The 21,062-nt window shown below is 50.0% G+C and carries 18 protein-coding genes and 1 tRNA gene; 11 read left to right on the top strand and 8 right to left on the bottom strand.

Annotated elements, in window-relative coordinates:
• Positions 1-288: 288 nt before the first annotated feature.
• Together C4F37_RS18440 and C4F37_RS18450 are read right to left on the bottom strand one after the other, a co-directional pair.
• A complete protein-coding gene (locus tag C4F37_RS18440) occupies positions 289-1,497 on the bottom strand; it encodes a tyrosine-type recombinase/integrase (protein WP_223362169.1) in 1,209 nt (402 codons plus the stop codon).
• Positions 1,498-1,739: 242 nt separating this feature from the next.
• Positions 1,740-1,824: transfer RNA gene (locus tag C4F37_RS18450), tRNA-Leu, on the bottom strand.
• A gap of 195 nt (positions 1,825-2,019) precedes the next feature.
• Between C4F37_RS18450 and ahr the strand changes: the two genes are divergently transcribed.
• On the top strand, positions 2,020-3,039 hold the full coding sequence (gene ahr / locus C4F37_RS18455) for an NADPH-dependent aldehyde reductase Ahr (RefSeq protein ID WP_001350789.1): 1,020 nt from the start codon (positions 2,020-2,022) through the stop codon (positions 3,037-3,039).
• 3 nt (positions 3,040-3,042) lie between these two features.
• Here the strand turns inward: ahr and idnK are convergent, their stop codons facing one another.
• Entirely contained in the window at positions 3,043-3,606 is a 564-nt protein-coding gene (gene idnK / locus C4F37_RS18460) for a gluconokinase (protein ID WP_000896738.1), read from the bottom strand.
• Between the two features lie 216 nt (positions 3,607-3,822).
• Between idnK and idnD the strand changes: the two genes are divergently transcribed.
• From idnD to C4F37_RS18485, 5 genes are all read left to right on the top strand, one after another.
• A complete protein-coding gene (gene idnD / locus C4F37_RS18465) occupies positions 3,823-4,854 on the top strand; it encodes an L-idonate 5-dehydrogenase (protein ID WP_001197423.1) in 1,032 nt (343 codons plus the stop codon).
• Positions 4,855-4,877: 23 nt separating this feature from the next.
• The gene (gene idnO, locus C4F37_RS18470) at positions 4,878-5,642 is read left to right on the top strand and encodes a gluconate 5-dehydrogenase (protein ID WP_000998695.1); all 765 of its coding nucleotides are present in this window, start codon (positions 4,878-4,880) and stop codon (positions 5,640-5,642) included.
• Positions 5,643-5,706: 64 nt separating this feature from the next.
• The gene (idnT, locus tag C4F37_RS18475) at positions 5,707-7,026 is read left to right on the top strand and encodes a gnt-II system L-idonate transporter (RefSeq protein ID WP_001128336.1); all 1,320 of its coding nucleotides are present in this window, start codon (positions 5,707-5,709) and stop codon (positions 7,024-7,026) included.
• Positions 7,027-7,092: 66 nt separating this feature from the next.
• Positions 7,093-8,091 (top strand): DNA-binding transcriptional regulator IdnR, encoded by a 999-nt coding sequence (idnR, locus tag C4F37_RS18480; RefSeq protein WP_001304655.1) that lies wholly within the window; start codon positions 7,093-7,095, stop codon positions 8,089-8,091.
• 77 nt (positions 8,092-8,168) lie between these two features.
• On the top strand, positions 8,169-9,671 hold the full coding sequence (locus C4F37_RS18485) for a helicase HerA-like C-terminal domain-containing protein (protein WP_001540570.1): 1,503 nt from the start codon (positions 8,169-8,171) through the stop codon (positions 9,669-9,671).
• Positions 9,672-9,831: 160 nt separating this feature from the next.
• Here C4F37_RS18485 and lptG read toward each other — a convergent pair whose 3' ends face one another.
• The 3 genes from lptG to ytgA all read right to left on the bottom strand — a co-directional run bounded on the left by lptG (position 9,832) and on the right by ytgA (position 12,127).
• Complete coding sequence (lptG, locus tag C4F37_RS18490) at positions 9,832-10,914, bottom strand: LPS export ABC transporter permease LptG (RefSeq protein WP_001295681.1); 1,083 nt, start codon at positions 10,912-10,914, stop codon at positions 9,832-9,834.
• A complete protein-coding gene (gene lptF / locus C4F37_RS18495) occupies positions 10,914-12,014 on the bottom strand; it encodes an LPS export ABC transporter permease LptF (protein WP_000584107.1) in 1,101 nt (366 codons plus the stop codon). The genes lptG and lptF overlap by 1 nt, the downstream gene beginning before the upstream one ends.
• Positions 12,015-12,076: 62 nt before the next feature.
• On the bottom strand, positions 12,077-12,127 hold the full coding sequence (ytgA, locus tag C4F37_RS27920; protein WP_211180521.1) for a protein YtgA: 51 nt from the start codon (positions 12,125-12,127) through the stop codon (positions 12,077-12,079).
• Between the two features lie 153 nt (positions 12,128-12,280).
• Between ytgA and pepA the strand changes: the two genes are divergently transcribed.
• From pepA to valS, 3 genes are all read left to right on the top strand, one after another.
• Positions 12,281-13,792, top strand: coding sequence for a leucyl aminopeptidase (gene pepA, locus C4F37_RS18500; protein WP_000397144.1), 1,512 nt, complete (start codon positions 12,281-12,283; stop codon positions 13,790-13,792).
• A gap of 353 nt (positions 13,793-14,145) precedes the next feature.
• A complete protein-coding gene (gene holC / locus C4F37_RS18505) occupies positions 14,146-14,589 on the top strand; it encodes a DNA polymerase III subunit chi (RefSeq protein ID WP_000786399.1) in 444 nt (147 codons plus the stop codon).
• A complete protein-coding gene (gene valS, locus C4F37_RS18510; protein WP_000416379.1) occupies positions 14,589-17,444 on the top strand; it encodes a valine--tRNA ligase in 2,856 nt (951 codons plus the stop codon). The genes holC and valS overlap by 1 nt, the downstream gene beginning before the upstream one ends.
• Positions 17,445-17,499: 55 nt before the next feature.
• On the opposite strand, the gene C4F37_RS18515 is transcribed toward valS, so the two are convergent.
• Positions 17,500-18,696 carry a YjgN family protein gene (locus C4F37_RS18515; protein ID WP_000079674.1) on the bottom strand — a complete coding sequence of 399 codons (1,197 nt, stop codon included), beginning with the start codon at positions 18,694-18,696 and terminating at the stop codon, positions 17,500-17,502.
• Between the two features lie 192 nt (positions 18,697-18,888).
• Between C4F37_RS18515 and C4F37_RS18520 the strand changes: the two genes are divergently transcribed.
• Positions 18,889-19,392, top strand: coding sequence for a GNAT family N-acetyltransferase (locus C4F37_RS18520; RefSeq protein ID WP_001059398.1), 504 nt, complete (start codon positions 18,889-18,891; stop codon positions 19,390-19,392).
• A gap of 45 nt (positions 19,393-19,437) precedes the next feature.
• Here the strand turns inward: C4F37_RS18520 and rraB are convergent, their stop codons facing one another.
• Positions 19,438-19,854 (bottom strand): ribonuclease E inhibitor RraB, encoded by a 417-nt coding sequence (gene rraB / locus C4F37_RS18525; protein WP_000002953.1) that lies wholly within the window; start codon positions 19,852-19,854, stop codon positions 19,438-19,440.
• A gap of 161 nt (positions 19,855-20,015) precedes the next feature.
• On the opposite strand from rraB, the gene argF reads away from it, so the two are divergent.
• Entirely contained in the window at positions 20,016-21,020 is a 1,005-nt protein-coding gene (gene argF, locus C4F37_RS18530; protein WP_000012907.1) for an ornithine carbamoyltransferase, read from the top strand.
• Positions 21,021-21,062: the final 42 nt, after the last annotated feature.

Genomic DNA, 21,062 nt, shown 5'->3' on the forward strand with positions numbered 1-21,062 from the left:
TCGAGCATTATAACGAATGGCATCCGCATAGTGCACTGGGTTATCGCTCGCCACGGGAATATCTACGGCAGCAAGCCAGTAATGGGTTAAGTGATAACAGGTGTCTGGAAATATAGGGGCAAATCCAGTTACTTTTTTATTGAATGTATATAAATAATGAATAACCGCGGATTCTGATAATCCCCCCTGCAGGGAGCGGTAAATAGTAAATACATCAGTTAATACCGTTTGTCTTTTTTAACAAAGAAAATAATCCTAGAATAATTCCCGGGCATTTGCCCGGGATGATTACTGTTTTAATGGATTATTAATCTTTGCATATTCAAATGGACTGATAAACCTTTCTCTGTTTACATCCAGAAAATCGGCCCACCACTGTAGCATCAATCGCCGTTCTTCCAGATGCTCTGCTTTATGGATATACGCGGCCCTCACTGAATTTCGCGCCATGTGGCTCATCTGACGTTCAACAGCATCACGAGACCACAGACCTGATTCGACCAATGAACTACAGGCCATTGTTCGAAAGCCATGACCACAAACCTCTACTTTTGTATCATACCCCATGACCCGTAACGCACTATTTACCGTATTCTCACTCATGGGTTTGTGCGAATCGTGATCACCAATAAATATCAAGTCATGGGCCCCATAAAACTGTTTTATCTGCTTTAAAATTGCAAGAGCTTGCGTTGAAAGAGGCACTAGATGCGTTGTACGCATTTTTGAGCCTCTATGGGAATGTTTCACTCCAGGAATAGGCTCCCGCTCCGGTGGGATAGTCCATATAGACGCTTCGAAATCGATCTCTGACCAACGAGCAAAACGCAGCTCACTGGACCGAATAAAGATCAGCAAAGTGAGTTCTATCGCCCATCGGGTTAGCGGCCTACCAGTATAGCTATCTATTTTTGTAAGCAACTCAGGGATGCGCTTTAATTCAAGCGCGGGACGATGTTGTCGATTACAGGAAGCAACCGCCCCAGCCATCTCTTGTGCCGGGTTATAATCAATTAACCCACTTTGCACTGCATAGCGCATGATGGCTGTAGTGCGCTGCTGAAGACGAGCGGCCACTTCAAGACGTCCAGACATTTCTACGGCCTTAATAGGTGCTAATAAATCTCGAGTTTTTAACTCAGCGATATTACGTTCACCAAGCGCTGCAAAAAGATTATCTTCAAGACTTTTTAGCACACGATGGGCGTGATCTTCAGACCACTTTTTATTGGTGCCATGCCACTCAATCGCGACTTCTTTAAAGGTTCGTGCTTTACTCTGTTCAACCTTATCATTTTTCTTTTTGTCTCCCGGATCGACGCCATTCGCAAGCAGCTTACGCGTCTCGTCACGACGTACTCTGGCATCCGCTAGTGTGATTTCAGGATAAACCCCAAGTGCCAGCATTTTTTGCTTTCCCTCATAACGGTACTGCAAACGCCAGTACTTAGAACCATTTGGATGGACAAGCAGATGCATACCGCCACCATCAGTCAGCTAATATTGCTTATCCGTTGGCTTGGCTGCTCTGACTTTGATATCTGTTAATGCCATCGTATTCCCTCCCTGTTGGTACAAGCATTATCGAACCGGAAATACCATCATCTGTACCAACATATGTTGGTAGATGTACGTTGATATCGGTTGACCTTGAGAGAGTTAATATAGCGGGAAAGATAGATAAACACTGGATTTCAGGCATAAAAAAAGACCTCAGTTGAGGTCTATTTACATACTTTTGGTGCCGAAGGCCGGACTCGAACCGGCACGTATTTCTACGGTTGATTTTGAATCAACTGCGTCTACCGATTTCGCCACTTCGGCACTGAAGAGGTATGCGGAAAACGTTGTGGATTATACCTGTCGCACGCCACCATGCAAGCGCCAGCTTGCTCGCACCTCGCTAAGTGCTGAAATTTTCAGCATTGCATACAGCGATGTGTAACCTTTGTCACACTCCAGGCACCCCGCCCTGCCATGCTCTACACTTCCCAAACAACACCAGAGAAGGACCAAAAAATGTCGATGATAAAAAGCTATGCCGCAAAAGAAGCGGGCGGCGAACTGGAAGTTTATGAGTACGATCCCGGTGAGCTGAGGCCACAAGATGTTGAAGTGCAGGTGGATTACTGCGGGATCTGCCATTCCGATCTGTCGATGATCGATAACGAATGGGGATTTTCACAATATCCGCTGGTTGCCGGGCATGAGGTGATTGGGCGCGTGGTGGCACTCGGGAGCGCCGCGCAGGATAAAGGTTTGCAGGTCGGTCAGCGTGTCGGGATTGGCTGGACGGCGCGTAGCTGTGGTCACTGCGACGCCTGTATTAGCGGTAATCAGATCAACTGCGAGCAAGGTGCGGTGCCGACGATTATGAATCGCGGTGGCTTTGCCGAGAAGTTGCGTGCGGACTGGCAATGGGTGATTCCACTGCCAGAAAATATTGATATCGAGTCCGCCGGGCCGCTGTTGTGCGGCGGTATCACGGTCTTTAAACCACTGTTGATGCACCATATCACTGCTACCAGCCGCGTTGGGGTAATTGGTATTGGCGGGCTGGGGCATATCGCTATAAAACTTCTGCACGCAATGGGATGCGAGGTGACAGCCTTTAGTTCAAATCCGGCGAAAGAGCAGGAAGTACTGGCGATGGGTGCCGATAAAGTGGTGAATAGCCGCGATCCGCAGGCACTGAAAACTCTGGCGGGGCAGTTTGATCTCATTATCAATACTGTGAACGTCAGCCTCGACTGGCAGCCTTATTTTGAGGCGCTGACGTATGGCGGTAATTTCCACACCGTCGGTGCGGTTCTCACGCCGTTGCCGGTTCCGGCCTTTACGCTGATTGCGGGCGATCGCAGTGTCTCTGGCTCTGCTACCGGTACACCTTATGAGTTGCGTAAGCTGATGCGCTTTGCCGCCCGCAGCAAGGTTGCGCCGACTACCGAACTGTTCCCGATGTCGAAAATTAACGACGCCATCCAGCATGTGCGCGACGGTAAGGCGCGTTACCGCGTGGTGTTGAAAGCCGATTTTTGAAAATCATTCGCAGCGCTGATCTGAGGCGCTGCCCTCTTTCGCACATATTCTGTTTTGTCGTATCGCCAGCACAGCCTGCCGACATTGTTCGGTGACATTGGCAATATCATGGTTGATATCAATGCGCACAATATCCTGTTCATCTGCTTGTGGACGCTCCAGCGCCTCAAACTGACTTTTTAGTAACGCTACCGGCATAAAATGCCCAGCCCGACGCTGCATTCGCGCGAGAATAGTTTCATAATCGCCATCTAACCAGAGGAAATGAACATGGGGGCTACCCTTGCGTAAAATATCACGATACTGTTTTTTTAATGATGAACAGACAATAAATCCTGTTTCATTCTTTTTATAAAGACTGTATGAAGCATCATTTAAGCGTTCCAGCCAGGGAAGTCGATCTTCATCAGATAATGGAATGCCTTGCGACATTTTATCTATATTTTTGGCTGGATGAAGATCGTCACCATCAATAAATTTCGCAGACAATAACGCGGCAACCTTGCTACCAATTAATGTTTTACCACTCCCTGATACGCCCATCAAAATAAAGCTTTCACCCGCCATTTAAAATCTCCTGAATCATCTTACCTGCTGCGATACTACGCCTGGTGGCGTAATAATTTCACGTTTTTTTATTTCTGCTGATAAGAATTACAAGGCACATCACGTTATGCGTAACATAGTAATGTAACAATTTTCTAACGTGATCTTCATCACAAATAATGACAATTAAAACCGCTTAAATGCTTCCGAGGTGTCTACCTGACCAGTGAGGAATTTATGCAAGTGAAAACACAGTCCTGCGTTGTTGCGGGCAAGAAAACTGTTGCCGTTACCGAGCAGACGATAGATTGGAATAATAATGGAACATTAGTACAAATAACCCGAGGTGGAATTTGCGGTTCCGATTTACATTATTATCAGGAAGGAAAAGTAGGTAATTTCATGATAAAGGCACCGATGGTGTTAGGTCATGAAGTTATCGGTAAAGTTATTCATAGCGACTCATCAAAATTACATGAAGGGCAAACGGTAGCCATTAATCCGTCTAAACCGTGCGGTCACTGCAAATACTGCATTGAACATAACGAGAATCAGTGTACAGAGATGCGTTTTTTTGGCAGTGCCATGTATTTCCCTCATGTTGATGGTGGCTTTACCCGTTATAAAATGGTCGAAACGTCGCAATGTGTCCCTTATCCGGCCAAAGCTGACGAAAAGGTTATGGCTTTTGCCGAACCTTTAGCCGTCGCGATTCATGCCGCACATCAGGCCGGCGAGTTACAGGGCAAGCGAGTATTTATTTCTGGTGTTGGGCCCATTGGCTGCCTGATTGTCAGTGCTGTGAAAACACTGGGGGCCGCGGAAATTGTCTGTGCCGATGTGAGTCCCCGTTCCCTTTCGCTGGGCAAAGAGATGGGGGCGGATGTGCTCGTAAACCCACAAAACGACGACATGGATCACTGGAAAGCGGAAAAAGGCTATTTCGATGTCAGCTTTGAAGTGTCCGGTCATCCTTCATCAGTGAATACCTGTCTGGAGGTCACTCGTGCACGCGGCGTAATGGTGCAGGTAGGTATGGGAGGCGCGATGGCAGAATTCCCAATGATGACATTGATTGGTAAGGAGATTTCACTCAAAGGCTCTTTCCGTTTTACCAGCGAATTTAATACCGCAGTGTCATGGCTGGCGAATGGCGTTATCAATCCACTGCCTTTACTGAGTGCTGAATATCCCTTCACAGACCTGGAAGAGGCGCTACGTTTCGCCGGTGATAAAACCCAGGCAGCAAAAGTCCAGCTTGTTTTCTAAGAGATAAATAAAGGAATAATACAATGAACGATCTATTTTCACTGGCAGGAAAAAATATCTTGATTACCGGTTCAGCACAGGGCATTGGCTTTTTACTGGCGACCGGCCTGGGTAAATATGGCGCACAAATAATTATTAATGATATTACTGCCGAACGCGCAGAACTTGCTGTAGAAAAACTCCACCAGGAGGGTATTCAGGCCGTTGCCGCACCTTTTAATGTTACTCATAAACATGAAATTGATGCCGCCGTTGAACATATCGAAAAGGACATCGGCCCCATTGATGTGCTGGTGAATAACGCCGGTATCCAGCGCCGTCATCCTTTTACTGAGTTCCCTGAACAAGAGTGGAATGATGTGATCGCAGTAAACCAGACCGCCGTGTTCCTGGTGTCGCAAGCGGTAACTCGTCACATGGTTGAACGCAAGGCAGGTAAAGTTATTAATATTTGCTCGATGCAAAGCGAACTGGGACGTGACACCATCACCCCTTATGCCGCATCGAAAGGGGCGGTAAAAATGCTCACCCGCGGCATGTGCGTCGAGCTGGCGCGCCACAATATTCAGGTCAACGGTATTGCGCCGGGCTATTTCAAAACAGAAATGACTAAAGCACTGGTTGAGGACGAAGCCTTCACCGCCTGGTTGTGCAAACGGACCCCCGCCGCACGCTGGGGAGATCCGCAGGAACTGATTGGTGCTGCGGTGTTCCTTTCTTCAAAAGCCTCTGATTTCGTAAACGGCCACCTGTTGTTTGTTGATGGCGGCATGTTAGTGGCTGTTTAACAGCTACTACCCTACGTGCAGCGCGAAAGCGCTGCTTTTCTGGCACTAATAAGAGATAAAGACTATGCCATTAATCATTATTGCGGCAGGCGTCGCGCTGCTTCTTATCCTGATGATCGGCTTTAAAGTTAACGGCTTTATTGCCCTCGTTCTGGTCGCTGCCGTCGTCGGATTTGCCGAAGGGATGGATGCACAGGCCGTCCTGCACTCTATACAAAATGGTATCGGCAGCACACTCGGCGGGCTGGCAATGATCCTCGGTTTCGGGGCCATGTTAGGCAAGCTGATTTCTGATACGGGCGCGGCACAACGTATCGCCACTACGCTGATTGCTACTTTTGGTAAAAAACGCGTGCAATGGGCGCTAGTGATCACCGGTCTGGTTGTGGGCCTCGCCATGTTTTTTGAAGTGGGTTTTGTCCTGCTGTTGCCGTTGGTATTTACCATCGTGGCATCATCTGGATTACCCCTGTTGTATGTTGGCGTACCGATGGTAGCAGCGCTCTCTGTAACCCACTGTTTTCTGCCGCCACATCCAGGGCCTACTGCCATCGCGACTATCTTTGAGGCTAATCTCGGAACGACTTTACTGTATGGATTTATCATTACCATTCCGACAGTTATTGTCGCAGGACCGCTGTTTTCTAAACTGCTAACTCGCTTTGAGAAAGCACCACCGGAAGGCTTATTTAATCCTCATCTGTTTAGCGAAGAGGAGATGCCCTCCTTCTGGAACAGTATTTTTGCTGCAGTGATCCCGGTCATCCTGATGGCTATCGCCGCCGTTTGTGAAATTACGTTACCGAAAACTAACACCGTGCGCCTCTTCTTTGAATTTGTCGGTAACCCTGCCGTTGCGCTGTTTATTGCCATTGTTATTGCGATTTTCACACTGGGCCGACGTAATGGACGCACCATCGAGCAAATCATGGATATCATTGGGGATTCTATAGGCGCTATCGCGATGATTGTGTTTATTATCGCTGGCGGCGGCGCGTTTAAGCAGGTATTAGTAGATAGCGGTGTCGGGCAGTATATTTCACACTTAATGACCGGAACTACGCTTTCGCCGTTATTGATGTGCTGGACTGTTGCGGCGCTGTTGCGTATCGCTCTGGGCTCTGCCACCGTCGCGGCCATTACCACCGCGGGTGTGGTGTTGCCGATTATCAACGTTACCCATGCCGATCCCGCTTTAATGGTACTGGCAACCGGTGCGGGCAGCGTGATCGCGTCACACGTAAACGACCCTGGCTTCTGGCTATTTAAAGGGTATTTTAATCTGACGGTTGGTGAAACGTTGCGTACCTGGACGGTGATGGAAACCCTTATTTCTATTATGGGTTTGCTGGGCGTGTTAGCCATTAACGCCGTATTGCACTGAAAGAATAAAATATTGTGATGTAGTTTCGGGGGAAGATTGAAGATTCCCCCGACGTTGGGAGAAGTTATGCGCAATCACAGAATTTCTTTACAGGATATCGCTACGCTGGCTGGCGTAACAAAAATGACCGTGAGTCGTTATATCCGCTCGCCGAAAAAGGTGGCAAAGGAAACAGGCGAGCGCATCGCCAAAATTATGGAAGAGATCAATTATATCCCTAATCGCGCTCCCGGCATGTTGTTGAATGCACAAAGTTATACCCTCGGTATCTTGATTCCGTCATTTCAAAATCAACTCTTCGCTGACATTCTCGCGGGAATAGAATCCGTCACCTCTGTGCATAATTATCAGACCCTTATTGCTAATTACAATTACGATCGCGATTCCGAAGAAGAGTCGGTGATTAACCTGCTCTCTTATAACATTGACGGGATTATTCTTTCGGAAAAATATCACACCATCAGGACGGTGAAATTTCTGCGTTCAGCCACCATTCCGGTCGTGGAATTGATGGATGTACAGGGAGAACGGCTGGATATGGAGGTCGGTTTTGATAATCGGCAGGCTGCTTTTGACATGGTGTGTACCATGCTGGATAAGCGAGTCAGGCGCAAAATTCTGTATCTCGGTTCCAAAGATGACACCCGCGATGAACAGCGTTATCAGGGGTATTGCGATGCGATGATGCTGCATAATCTTTCCCCATTACGCATGAATCCACGCGCCATCTCATCCATTCATTTAGGAATGCAGTTAATGCGTGATGCCCTTAGCGCAAACCCGGATTTAGACGGTGTATTTTGCACCAATGACGATATTGCGATGGGTGCGCTTCTGCTGTGCCGCGAGCGAAACCTCGCCGTGCCAGAACAAATTTCCATTGCGGGTTTTCATGGGCTGGAGATTGGCAGGCAAATGATCCCAAGCCTCGCCAGCGTAATTACTCCCCGTTTTGATATTGGTCGGATGGCCGCCCAAATGTTGCTGAGCAAAATTAAGAATAACGATCACAACCACAACACTGTTGACCTCGGGTATCAGATTTATCACGGTAACACGCTTTAGGTTATTTTCTCTTCATTACACATATTCTCTTTGCCGGACGTTGCCTATACTCCAGGCAGGAAACTGGAGGAAATCTCATGAGCAAACCCCTGTTAATTGCCCGCACGCTGGACACAGAACTGTTTTTACTGCCGGGAATGGCTAACCGTCACGGGCTGATTACTGGCGCAACGGGGACAGGTAAAACTGTCACGCTGCAAAAACTGGCGGAATCTCTGTCAGAAATCGGCGTTCCGGTGTTTATGGCCGATGTAAAAGGTGATTTAACCGGGGTTGCGGCAGAAGGTACGGCGTCGGAAAAACTGCTCGCAAGGCTTAAAAATATCGGCGTAAATGACTGGCAACCTCATACTAATCCGGTGGTGGTGTGGGATATCTTTGGCGAGAAAGGCCACCCGGTGCGGGCGACGGTTTCGGATCTGGGGCCGCTGTTGCTGGCACGACTGTTGAATCTCAACGATGTGCAATCTGGCGTGCTGAATATTATCTTCCGCATTGCGGACGATCAGGGATTGTTGCTGCTCGACTTTAAAGATTTGCGGGCGATTACCCAGTACATCGGCGATAACGCCAAATCCTTCCAGAATCAGTACGGAAATATCAGTAGCGCATCGGTTGGTGCCATCCAGCGCGGATTACTGTCGCTGGAACAGCAAGGCGCAGCACACTTCTTTGGTGAGCCGATGCTGGATATCAAAGACTGGATGCGCACCGATGCCAACGGTAAAGGCGTTATCAATATCCTTCGCGCCGAAAAACTCTACCAGATGCCGAAACTGTACGCCGCCAGCCTGCTGTGGATGCTTTCAGAGTTATATGAACAATTGCCGGAAGCGGGCGATCTGGAGAAACCAAAACTGGTGTTTTTCTTCGACGAAGCGCATCTGCTGTTTAACGATGCACCGCAGGTACTGCTGGATAAGATTGAGCAGGTGATAAGGCTTATTCGCTCAAAAGGCGTGGGCGTCTGGTTCGTTTCGCAAAACCCGTCAGATATCCCGGATAACGTGCTCGGGCAGCTCGGTAATCGCGTTCAACACGCTTTGCGTGCTTTTACGCCTAAAGATCAGAAAGCAGTGAAGGCAGCGGCGCAAACCATGCGGGCCAATCCGACGTTTGATACCGAAAAGGCAATCCAGGAACTGGGGACGGGCGAAGCGTTAATCTCGTTTCTCGATGCGAAAGGAAGTCCTTCTGTGGTGGAACGGGCGATGGTGATTGCGCCTTGTTCGCGGATGGGGCCGGTGACGGAAGATGAGCGCAATGGCTTGATTAATCACTCCCCGGTGTATGGCAAGTATGAAGATGACGTGGACCGGGAATCCGCCTATGAGATGTTGCAAAAAGGCTTTCAGGCCAGTATCGAGCAGCAAAATAATACTCCCGCGAAAGGAAAAGAGGTGGCGGTGGATGACGGTATTCTCGGTGGATTGAAAGATATTTTGTTCGGCACTACCGGACCACGCGGCGGGAAGAAAGATGGTGTGGTGCAAACAATGGCAAAAAGCGCCGCCCGCCAGGTGACGAATCAGATTGTGCGCGGGATGTTGGGGAGTTTGCTGGGGGGGAGAAGAAGGTAAGCCAGGTGCGATTTGTCTTTGCCTGATGCGACGCTGGCGCGCCTTATCATGCCAACACCACTGCAATATATTGAATTTTCATGATTTTTCAGACATGAACGAAGCACACTTTGCTAACAATAATAAAGGGAGCTTTCGCTCCCTTTATTCGTTCATCAGGTTACGATTTTCTCATTAACAGCCACAGGCTGATTAAGAAGAAGCTGGCACTTGGCAACAGTGCGCCGATGATCGGCGGGATGCCGTAAACCAACGTCAGCGGGCCGAAGATCTGGTCCAGTACGTAGAAGACAAAACCGAAGCTAATACCAGTGACCACACGCACGCCCATCGGTACGCTACGCAGTGGGCCAAAGATGAACGACAGCGCCATCAGCATCATCACCGCCACGGATAGCGGCTGGAAGATTTTGCTCCACATGTTGAGCTGATAACGTCCGGCATCCTGACCGCTCGACTTCAGATACTTCACATAGTTGTGCAAACCGCTGATAGAGAGTGCATCCGGGTCCAGCGCCACCACGCCCAGTTTGTCTGGCGTGAGGTTGGTTTTCCAGGTGCCGCTCACCGTCTGCGAACCGGTGATCTGTTTCGGATTGGTCAAATCAGATTCATCAACCTGCGACAGACGCCAGACTTTATGTTCCGGGTCAAACTTCGCGGTAGCGGCATAGCGTACGGATTGCAGACGACGATTCTCGTTAAAGGCATAAATACTGATGCCACCTAACTCTTCGTCACCTTTAACCCGCTCAATGTAGACGAAGTTGTTGCCATCTTTCGCCCATAAACCTTGCTGGGTAGAGAGCAACGAGCCGCCGTACATCGCCTGCGCACGGTAGTTACGCGCCATCTGCTCGCCCTGCGGCGCGACCCATTCACCAATCGCCATCGTCAGCAAGACCAGTGGAATGGCGGTTTTCATCACCGACAGCGCTACCTGCATACGGGTAAAACCAGAAGCCTGCATCACCACCAGTTCGCTGCGCTGCGCCAGCATCCCAAGACCAAGCAACGCCCCAAGCAGAGCCGCCATCGGGAAGAAGATTTGCACATCTTTCGGCACGCTCAGCAAGGTATACATTCCTGCGCCTAACGCGTCGTAACTCCCCTGCCCGGCTTTTTTCAGCTGATCGACAAACTTGATAATGCCGGACAGCGACACCAGCATGAACAGCGTCATCATGATGGTGGTGAAAATAGTTTTACCGATATAGCGGTCAAGTACGCCAAAAGGTTGCATCACACCGCTCCTTTACGCGAAAAACTGGCGCGCAGGCGGCGGACCGGCACGGTGTCCCAAAGGTTGAGAACAATCGCCAAAGCCAGATAAATCAGGTTAACGGTCCACATCCACAGCGTCGGGTCCAGCTTACCTTTACCGCCGTTCGATTTCAGGGAGGTCTGGATCAGGAAGAAAAGTAGATACAGCAGCATGGCTGGCAGCATCGACAGTACGCGTCCCTGACGTGGGTTAACCACGCTCAGCGGTACGACCATAAGTGCCATCATAAACACGGTGAATACCAACGTGATACGCCAGTTCAGTTCTGCGCGAGCACGATCGGTGTCAGTGTTCCACAATGTGCGCATGTCCATCTGGTCGGTATCGTTCGGGTCGAGCGCCACCGCCTGGTGACCAATGATCGCCTGATAATCCTGGAAATCCGTAATGCGGAAATCACGTAACAGTGCAGTGCCTTCGAAGCGCGTTCCCTGGTTGAGAGTGACGACCTGGGAGCCGTCGCGCAGCTGGGTTAAATGTCCGGAATCGGCCACCACCACAGAAGGACGTGCATTACCTTTTGGTCGAATTTGCGCGAGGAACACATCTTTGAAATCGCTGCCGTCAACGCTTTCGATGAACAGCACCGAACTGCCATTAGTCGCTTGCTGGAATTGCCCTTGCGCCAGCGCCGCCATGCCAGGGTTCGCTTTCGCTTCTGCTAACACTTCATCCTGATGACGCGATGACCACGGTCCCGCCCACATCACGTTAATCGCCGCGACGATTGCCGTGAATACCGCAAGGATCATTGCCGCTTTCACCAGAACCGCTTTGCTCAGGCCGCAGGCATGCATTACCGTAATTTCACTTTCGGTATACAGTTTGCCCAGCGTCATCAGCAGCCCGAGGAACAGGCTTAATGGCAGGATAAGCTGCGCCATTTCCGGCACGCCCAACCCGAGAAGGGAGAGCACCAGATTCGCCGGAATATCGCCGTCAACCGCTGCGCCGAGGATCCTCACTAACTTTTGACAGAAGAAGATCAAAAGCAAGATGAAGAGTATCGCCAGCTGGCTTTTGAGCGTCTCCCGCACCAGATATCTTATGATTATCACTTTAAATACGCCCGTAAAAACTCGTCTTTTGCAGGATTTTAGCTTGTTTCATGGCTTAAACGTCATTTATTCTCTTGAGTCGTCGAAATCGTCGCTAAGATAATTATACTCAACGGATTCACCTCTCAGATTTTGTTCTGACGTGCCAATGCCGTAATAACGTTAAGATTAACACGAAGTCATCGCAACAGCGGACATGAGTTACGAAAGCTTGCAATTCTATCTGTAGCCACCGCCGTTGTCTTTAAGATTCAGGAGCGTAGTGCATGGAGTTTAGTGTAAAAAGCGGTAGCCCGGAGAAACAGCGGAGTGCCTGCATCGTCGTGGGCGTCTTCGAACCACGTCGCCTTTCTCCGATTGCAGAACAGCTCGATAAAATCAGCGATGGGTACATCAGCGCCCTGCTACGTCGGGGCGAACTGGAAGGAAAACCGGGGCAGACATTGTTGCTGCACCATGTTCCGAATGTACTTTCCGAGCGAATTCTCCTTATTGGTTGCGGCAAAGAACGTGAGCTGGATGAGCGTCAGTACAAGCAGGTTATTCAGAAAACCATTAATACGCTGAATGATACTGGCTCAATGGAAGCGGTCTGCTTTCTGACTGAACTGCACGTTAAAGGCCGTAACAACTACTGGAAAGTGCGTCAGGCTGTCGAGACGGCAAAAGAGACGCTCTACAGTTTCGATCAGCTGAAAACGAACAAGAGCGAACCGCGTCGTCCGCTGCGTAAAATGGTGTTCAACGTGCCGACCCGCCGTGAACTGACCAGCGGTGAGCGCGCGATCCAGCACGGTCTGGCGATTGCCGCCGGGATTAAAGCAGCGAAAGATCTCGGCAATATGCCGCCGAATATCTGTAACGCCGCTTACCTCGCTTCACAAGCGCGCCAGCTGGCTGACAGCTACAGCAAGAATGTTATCACCCGCGTTATCGGCGAACAGCAGATGAAAGAGCTGGGGATGCATTCCTATCTGGCGGTCGGTCAGGGTTCGCAAAACGAATCGCTGATGTCGGTGATTGAGTACAAAGGCAACGCGTCGGAAGATGCACGCCCAATCGTGCTGGTGGGTAAAGGTTTAACCTTCGACTCCGGCGGTATCTCGATCAAGCCTTCAGAAGGCATGGATGAGATGAAGTACGATATGTGCGGTGCGGCAGCGGTTTACGGCGTGATGCGTATGGTCGCGGAGCTACAACTGCCGATTAACGTTATCGGCGTGTTGGCAGGCTGCGAAAACATGCCTGGCGGGCGTGCCTATCGTCCGGGCGATGTGTTAACCACCATGTCCGGTCAAACCGTTGAAGTGCTGAATACCGACGCTGAAGGCCGCCTGGTACTGTGCGACGTGTTAACTTACGTTGAGCGTTTTGAGCCGGAAGCGGTGATTGACGTGGCGACGCTGACCGGTGCCTGCGTGATCGCGCTGGGTCACCACATTACTGGTCTGATGGCGAACCATAACCCACTGGCCCATGAACTGATTGCCGCGTCTGAACAATCCGGTGACCGCGCATGGCGCTTACCGCTGGGTGACGAGTACCAGGAACAGCTGGAGTCCAATTTTGCCGATATGGCGAACATTGGCGGTCGTCCTGGTGGGGCGATTACCGCAGGTTGCTTCCTGTCACGCTTTACCCGTAAGTACAACTGGGCGCACCTGGATATCGCGGGAACCGCCTGGCGCTCTGGTAAAGCGAAAGGCGCAACCGGTCGTCCGGTAGCGTTGCTGGCACAGTTCCTGTTAAACCGCGCTGGGTTTAACGGCGAAGAGTAATTGCGTCAGGCAAGGCTGTTATTGCCGGATGCGGCGTGAACGCCTTATCCGACCTACACAGCACTGAACTCGTAGGCCTGATAAGACGCGCAAGCGTCGCATCAGGCAATGCTGTTATTGTCGGATGCGGCATGAACGCCTTATCCGACCTACACAGCACCGAACTCGTAGGCCTGATAAGACGCGGCAGCGTCGCATCAGGCAATGCTGTTATTGTCGGATGCGGCGTGAGCGCCTTATCCGACCTACACACAGCACTGAACTCGTAGGCCTGATAAGACACAACAGCGTCGCATCAGGCGCTGCGGTGTATACCTGATGCGTATTTAAATCCACCACAAGAAGCCCCATTTATGAAAAACGCGACGTTCTACCTTCTGGACAATGACACCACCGTCGATGGCTTAAGCGCCGTTGAGCAACTGGTGTGTGAAATTGCCGCAGAACGTTGGCGCAGCGGTAAGCGCGTGCTCATCGCCTGTGAAGATGAAAAGCAGGCTTACCGGCTGGATGAAGCCCTATGGGCGCGTCCGGCAGAAAGCTTTGTTCCGCATAATTTAGCGGGAGAAGGACCGCGCGGCGGTGCGCCGGTGGAGATCGCCTGGCCGCAAAAACGCAGCAGCAGCCCGCGCGATATATTGATTAGTCTGCGAACAAGCTTTGCAGATTTTGCCACCGCTTTCACAGAAGTGGTAGACTTCGTTCCTTATGAAGATTCTCTGAAACAACTGGCGCGCGAACGCTATAAAGCCTACCGCGTGGCTGGTTTCAACCTGAATACGGCAACCTGGAAATAATGGAAAAGACATATAACCCACAAGATATCGAACAGCCGCTTTACGAGCACTGGGAAAAGCAGGGCTACTTTAAGCCTAATGGCGATGAAAGCCAGGAGAGTTTCTGCATCATGATCCCGCCGCCGAACGTCACCGGCAGTTTGCATATGGGTCACGCCTTCCAGCAAACCATCATGGATACCATGATCCGCTATCAGCGCATGCAGGGCAAAAACACCCTGTGGCAGGTCGGTACTGACCACGCCGGGATCGCTACCCAGATGGTCGTTGAGCGCAAGATTGCCGCAGAAGAAGGTAAAACCCGTCACGACTACGGCCGCGAAGCTTTCATCGACAAAATCTGGGAATGGAAAGCGGAGTCCGGCGGCACCATTACCCGTCAGATGCGCCGTCTCGGCAACTCCGTCGACTGGGAGCGTGAACGCTTCACGATGGACGAAGGCCTGTCCAATGCGGTGAAAGAAGTTTTCGTTCGTCTATATAAAGAAGACCTGATTTACCGTGGCAAACGCCTGGTAAACTGGGACCCGAAACTGCGCACCGCTATCTCTGACCTGGAAGTGGAAAACCGCGAATCGAAAGGTTCGATGTGGCACATCCGCTATCCGCTGGCTGACGGTGCGAAAACCGCAGACGGTAAAGATTATCTGGTGGTCGCGACTACCCGTCCGGAAACCCTGCTGGGCGATACTGGCGTAGCCGTTAACCCGGAAGATCCGCGTTACAAAGATCTGATTGGCAAATATGTCATTCTGCCGCTGGTTAACCGTCGTATTCCGATCGTTGGCGACGAACACGCCGACATGGAAAAAGGCACCGGCTGCGTGAAAATCACTCCGGCGCACGACTTTAACGACTATGAAGTGGGTAAACGTCACGCGCTGCCGATGATCAACATCCTGACCTTTGACGGCGATATCCGTGAAAGCGCCCAGGTGTTCGATACCAAAGGTAACGAATCTGACGTTTATTCCAGCGAAATCCCGGCAGAGTTCCAGAAACTCGAGCGTTTTGCTGCACGTAAAGCGGTCGTTGCTGCGGTTGACGCACTCGGCCTGCTGGAAGAAATTAAACCGCACGACCTGACCGTTCCTTACGGCGACCGTGGCGGCGTAGTTATCGAACCAATGCTGACCGACCAGTGGTACGTGCGTGCCGATGTACTGGCGAAACCGGCGGTTGAAGCGGTTGAGAACGGCGACATTCAGTTCGTACCGAAGCAGTACGAAAACATGTACTTCTCCTGGATGCGCGATATTCAGGACTGGTGTATCTCTCGTCAGCTGTGGTGGGGTCACCGTATCCCGGCATGGTACGACGAAGCGGGTAACGTTTATGTTGGCCGCAACGAAGATGAAGTGCGTAAAGAAAATAACCTCGGTGCCGACGTTGCTCTACGTCAGGACGAAGACGTTCTCGACACCTGGTTCTCTTCTGCGCTGTGGACCTTCTCTACCCTTGGCTGGCCGGAAAACACCGACGCCCTGCGTCAGTTCCACCCAACCAGCGTGATGGTATCCGGCTTCGACATCATCTTCTTCTGGATTGCCCGCATGATCATGATGACCATGCACTTCATCAAAGATGAAAATGGCAAACCGCAGGTGCCGTTCCACACCGTTTACATGACTGGTCTGATTCGTGATGACGAAGGTCAGAAGATGTCCAAATCCAAGGGTAACGTTATTGACCCGCTGGATATGGTTGACGGTATTTCGCTGCCGGAACTGCTGGAGAAACGTACCGGCAATATGATGCAGCCGCAGCTGGCGGACAAAATCCGTAAGCGCACCGAGAAGCAGTTCCCGAACGGTATTGAGCCGCACGGTACTGACGCGCTGCGTTTCACCCTGGCGGCACTGGCTTCTACCGGTCGTGACATCAACTGGGATATGAAGCGCCTGGAAGGTTACCGTAACTTCTGTAACAAGCTGTGGAACGCCAGCCGCTTTGTGCTGATGAACACAGAAGGTCAGGATTGCGGCTTTAACGGCGGTGAAATGACGCTGTCGCTGGCGGATCGCTGGATTCTGGCGGAGTTCAACCAGACCATCAAAGCGTACCGCGAAGCGCTGGACAGCTTCCGCTTCGATATCGCCGCAGGCATTCTGTATGAGTTCACCTGGAACCAGTTCTGCGACTGGTATCTGGAGCTGACCAAGCCGGTAATGAACGGTGGAACAGACGCCGAACTGCGCGGTACTCGCCATACGCTGGTGACTGTACTGGAAGGTCTGCTGCGCCTCGCGCATCCGATCATTCCGTTCATCACCGAAACCATCTGGCAGCGTGTGAAAGTACTTTGCGGTATCACTGCCGACACCATCATGCTGCAGCCGTTCCCGCAGTATGATGCGTCTCAGGTTGATGAAGCGGCGCTGGCCGACACCGAGTGGCTGAAACAGGCGATCGTTGCCGTACGTAACATCCGTGCAGAAATGAATATCGCGCCGGGCAAACCGCTGGAGCTGCTGCTGCGTGGTTGCAGCGCGGATGCAGAACGTCGCGTAAATGAAAACCGTGGCTTCCTGCAAACCCTGGCGCGTCTGGAAAGCATCACCGTGCTGCCTGCCGATGACAAAGGTCCGGTTTCCGTTACGAAGATCATCGACGGCGCAGAGCTGCTGATCCCGATGGCTGGCCTCATCAACAAAGAAGATGAGCTGGCGCGTCTGGCGAAAGAAGTGGCGAAGATCGAAGGCGAAATCAGCCGTATCGAGAACAAGCTGGCGAATGAAGGCTTTGTCGCCCGCGCACCGGAAGCGGTCATCGCGAAAGAGCGTGAGAAGCTGGAAGGCTATGCAGAAGCGAAAGCTAAGCTGATTGAACAGCAGGCTGTTATCGCCGCGCTGTAATCAAAACACAGTGATGAAAACGAAGGCCGGAGCATGCTCCGGCCTTTTTTATCTCTTACAGAAATGGTAAAGAAGGCATAATTCCCCGTGAAATACTGGCTAAGAAGCCTTTATCTGGTTGTTCTTCTTTATTGATTAAAGGAAGGTCATCCAAATCGCCCAGCAAATACGTATTTTTTGCCTGCCAGTCAATCATCCATATTTTCAGCAGTGGATAAGCCAGACCGCCCGTAATCCCGGATATCACCACCAACGCACACATGCGATAAAGCATACCGTGGTATGTTAAAGTTGAGCGAAAACGAATACGCCCATCATTCAGTGACAGGTTGCTCATAAAATGATTTCGCAACGACACCGTTAAATAACTGGTGCTAACAGCAATCCCAAAATAATAGATTAACTGCGCGATTATCATTTTACGTTGCATTTCCATAAATTGCTGTAAATTCTCAATATCATCATTTGCATACACAGAACTATCATACGCATTTAATATTTGATCGAAGATAATATAACCAGCAACAGCGAGAAAAGGTAATAAAGCTAAAAATGCGAGGATGGCATATTTTATACAATACGCAGTATCTAATTTCACCTTGAAACGATGTATACCGAAACTGGTATTGCTCCAGAGAAAACTCATTACCAGGCTATATAAAGTACCATTAAAAATACCAATGGAAACAATACCAACTATTGCCATCAGAACCACAGATATAATAACACTACTTGAACTATTGGCATGTAGCATCTTTGTCGAGATAAAGAAAACAGTCCCCATCCCAATGGCCATTAAAATCGGCAAGAAAAAGGTTACCCACCAGAACCCTTTCATAGAGCAATTAAAACTAAATCTTACGCCGTTGAGACTGGTCATCAAGGCCTGATAACGCAGTCCTTTTGCTGCCATAAATATAAGCAAAACCAACAGTGACAAAGTCAAAACACAGCCAACAAGCGGCATATCTGCTGACACTGTCATTAAGATTGCGAAATAGAAAAAAACAAAAACAAGACAACTAAAAAAAACATTCCCACCAGTAATTCCATAAGAAAATCGTTGTCCGTTAACTTCCATATTAGCATAGAGATAACGCCTACATTTCATTAATGCCCATGGTAAATAGATACCTAGCGTTATAATCGTTAACAACACATTCACCACACAAATAAGAAAATATCTCTCACCTGTACCATGAAAAACAAACGAATGGGACGGAACATCCATTTCATTAATAACTTGAGCCATAAAAATTCCCTGAATTAAAAAATCCATTGATATAATTTATAGATACAGACAGTAAAATGTTCTGCCACGTTACAATACTCTTATCAGTAATAGGCTGGCAAAAACTTTATTGCTTTATAAGACGCTTGCGCACGTAAGAAGAGAGTGGTATTAAACAAATGTATAATTACTTTATTTTTATTGGGTTAAACTATGAATAACATTGCGCCGCAATCACCTGTAATGCGTCGCCTGACGTTGCAGGATAATCCTGCTATCGCCCGCGTCATTCGTCAGGTATCCGCCGAATACGGTCTTACCGCTGATAAAGGCTACACCGTCGCCGATCCGAATCTTGACGAGCTGTATCAAGTGTATAGTCAGCCGGGTCATGCATATTGGGTGGTTGAGTACGAGGGTGAAGTGGTCGGCGGCGGTGGGATTGCGCCATTAGCAGGTAGTGAATCGGACATTTGCGAACTGCAAAAGATGTATTTTCTTCCGGCTATTCGCGGTAAAGGGCTGGCGAAAAAACTGGCCTTAATGGCGATGGAGCAGGCACGAGAAATGGGCTTCAAACGCTGCTATCTGGAAACGACCGCTTTTTTAAAGGAAGCCATTGCGCTTTATGAGCATTTGGGCTTTGAGCATATCGACTATGCGCTTGGCTGCACGGGCCATGTCGATTGTGAAGTGCGGATGCTACGCGAACTCTAAAAAAATGCCCGCTAGTGTGTGCTATCGGGCATTTTAATCAATTAATTAGTGGCGAACCCCGTCATCGTCTTCATCGACAAAATCTTCATCGTCGCCGTCTTCGCCGTTGGGATCTTCAAAGTAAGTGCCCCAACCGTCGTACTCAACGTCAAATTTCTCCGCCAGCGTCATCAGTTGTTCAACCTGGGCATCGATCAGATCGGCATTCAACGCGCACTCGCTGAGGATGTCGCAGCAAATCACGATATCACCATCTTCAACTTCCAGCTCTTCTGGATCGGTCACTTCGTAACCGAGTTTAAACGCTTCAACTGCTGCTTTTTCCAGGGTTTCCAGATCGTCTGCGGAAAGATGGTGTTCGATGGTGTACAGTGCGTCCGGATCGCTGCCATCTTCCAGTAATTCTTCAATAATCAAACGTGTTTCTTCACGCTGTTCTTCCAGTTGTTCCGGGTTTGCCATGGCTCATTCCTCTTAATGTCCTGCCGATACTCATATTGTCACACACCACTGGCATTGCCTCCACCTTTGTGACAAAGATTTATGCTTTAGACTTGCAAATGAATAATCATCCATATAAATTGAATTTTAATTCATTGAGGCGTTAGCCACAGGAGGGATCTATGTCCGGGTTTTATCATAAGCATTTCCTGAAATTACTCGATTTCACGCCAGCTGAACTCAACAGCCTGCTGCAGTTAGCCGCGAAGCTGAAAGCCGATAAGAAAAGCGGCAAAGAAGAAGCCAAACTCACTGGTAAAAACATCGCGCTCATCTTCGAAAAAGACTCGACCCGTACCCGATGCTCTTTCGAAGTTGCCGCATATGACCAGGGTGCTCGCGTTACTTATCTCGGCCCAAGCGGCAGTCAGATTGGTCATAAAGAGTCGATTAAAGACACTGCCCGCGTGCTGGGTCGCATGTATGACGGTATTCAGTATCGCGGCTATGGTCAGGAGATTGTCGAAACACTGGCGGAATACGCTGGCGTGCCGGTATGGAACGGCCTGACCAATGAGTTTCACCCCACGCAGTTGCTGGCGGATCTCCTCACCATGCAGGAGCATTTACCCGGTAAAGCATTCAACGAAATGACGCTGGTCTATGCAGGTGACGCACGTAACAACATGGGCAATTCGATGCTCGAAGCTGCGGCGCTTACCGGTCTGGATTTGCGTCTGGTCGCGCCACAGGCATGCTGGCCGGAAGCTGCGCTGGTTACGGAATGCCGCGCTCTGGCACAGCAAAATGGCGGGAATATTACGCTGACGGAAGATGTAGCTAAAGGAGTTGAAGGTGCTGACTTTATCTATACCGATGTATGGGTGTCGATGGGTGAAGCAAAAGAGAAATGGGCTGAACGCATTGCATTGCTGCGTGATTATCAAGTGAACAGCAAGATGATGCAGTTGACCGGTAACCCGGAGGTCAAATTCCTCCACTGCCTGCCCGCGTTTCATGACGACCAAACGACGCTTGGCAAGAAAATGGCGGAAGAGTTTGGCCTACATGGCGGAATGGAAGTGACTGATGAGGTCTTCGAATCTGCCGCCAGCATTGTATTTGATCAGGCGGAAAACCGCATGCATACCATCAAAGCGGTGATGGTCGCGACGCTCAGTAAATAATTGATATTGTTATAAAGATGCCGGGAAATACAAACCATCCCG

The sequence above is a fragment of the Escherichia sp. R1 genome, from assembly GCF_003000935.1.
GTDB lineage: Bacteria > Pseudomonadota > Gammaproteobacteria > Enterobacterales > Enterobacteriaceae > Escherichia > Escherichia coli.